Source organism: Streptomyces chilikensis (assembly GCF_001642695.1).
Lineage (GTDB): Bacteria > Actinomycetota > Actinomycetes > Streptomycetales > Streptomycetaceae > Streptomyces > Streptomyces chilikensis.
The window spans coordinates 47,865-49,548 of sequence record NZ_LWCC02000095.1 but is presented as its reverse complement, the minus strand read 5'-3'; the positions used below and the strand labels follow the sequence as shown (position 1 = coordinate 49,548).

Genomic DNA, 1,684 nt, shown 5'->3' with positions numbered 1-1,684 from the left:
CCGGCCGGCCGGAGGTCTCAAGTAGGAAAAGACCCGCCGCGAACCCTGCGTGCGATCTTGTCCACGCGCGGAGAGTGGACTATACCTGTCGGGCATCGTCAGGGACCGGGAGGACAACACACCGAAGCCGGTCCGGTCCACCCCCACCGGGGTGCTGACGCTGTATGTGTTTCTCGCACCACTCGCACCACCCCTGCACGACCCAGCTAGACCGACCGCGGTGCCGGGGAGGGTTCCGGTTCACCGCCTGAGTCCTGGAGAAGGCGAGGACTTTGCGCATGGGATCCACTTCCGCCGATGCCGAGAACAACACCACGAGCGGCGCGGTCGACGGCGTCGGACGCCGTGACCTGATCAAGCGGTCCGCCGCGCTCGGCCTTGCCGCCGTGCCGGCCACCGGCTTCCTCTCCGCCTGTGCCAGCGGCGGCGGGGAGGACACCGAGAAGCCGGCGCAGGGATCGAAGACGGCGAAGAACCCCCTGGGCGTGGCAGCGGACGCGCCGATGGAGTTCGTCCTCTTCAACGGCGGCTTCGGCAAGGAGTACGGCGAGGACGCCGTCAAGGTCTACGAGAAGAGCTTCCCGAAGTCCAAGGTGACCTTCACGGCCACCCAGAAGATCCAGTCCACCCTCCAGCCGCGCTTCAACGGCGGGACCCCGCCGGACCTGATCGACAACTCGGGCGCCGAGCAGATGGACATGGGCGTCCTGGTCGGCCAGAAGCAGCTCGCCGACCTCACCCCGCTGCTGGACGCCCCGTCCTTCGACGACCCGGACAAGAAGGTCCGCGACACCCTGCGCCCCGGCATCGTGGAGATGGGCCAGTTCGACGGCGACCCGGTGTACGTCCTGTACTACGCGTACACCACCTACGGCGTCTGGTACTCGCAGAAGGCCCTGGACCAGCTCGAGGTGGAGTACCCGGAGACCTGGGACGACATGCTCGCGGTCTGCGAGAAGGCGAAGAAGAAGGGCGTCGCGGGCTGGACCTACCCGGGCCAGTACCCGTACTACATCCCCTTCTCGCTCTACGCGATGATCGGCAAGGTCGGCGGCGCCGACGTGCTCAAGGCGATCGACAACCTGGAGCCCAACGCCTGGAAGCACCCGGCCGTCAAGGCCTGCTTCGAGGCCTACTACGAGCTCTACCGCAAGGGCTACGTCCTCAAGGGCACGCCGGGTCTCTCGCACACCCAGTCGCAGGCCGCCTGGGCGGAGGGCAAGGCGCTGTTCATCCCGAACGGCTCGTGGGTGGAGAACGAGTCGGCGGAGGTCATCCCGGACGACTTCGGGGTGTCGATAGGAGCGCCGTCCGGCCTGGACAGCTCCGACAAGATGCCCTTCGGCACGCTCTGGGCGTCCGGCGCCGAGCCCTTCGTCGTCCCGGCCAAGGCGAAGAACCCGTCCGGCGGCATGGAGCAGCTGCGCATCATGCTCGGCGAGGAGTCGTCGAGGAACTTCACCTCCAAGGTGAAGTCGCTGTCCGCGCTCGACGGCGGCACCGACGGCATCGAGCTGACCCCCGGCCTCACGTCGGGTGTCGCCGCGCTGGAGAAGGCGGGGGACAACATCCTCAACCCGCGCATCCAGGACTGGTACGTCGCCCTGCAGAAGGAGAAGATCGGCACCGGCGGCATCGGCGAGATGATGGCCGGCCGCCTCACCCCGGCCGAGGCGATCAAGAA

At 67.7% G+C, this 1,684-nt stretch carries 1 protein-coding gene; it reads left to right on the top strand.

Annotated elements, in window-relative coordinates; translation table 11 throughout:
• Positions 1-278: 278 nt before the first annotated feature.
• The coding region (gene ngcE, locus A2U95_RS23955) for an N-acetylglucosamine/diacetylchitobiose ABC transporter substrate-binding protein (RefSeq protein ID WP_166026648.1) at positions 279-1,684 on the top strand (1,406 nt) is incomplete at its 3' end.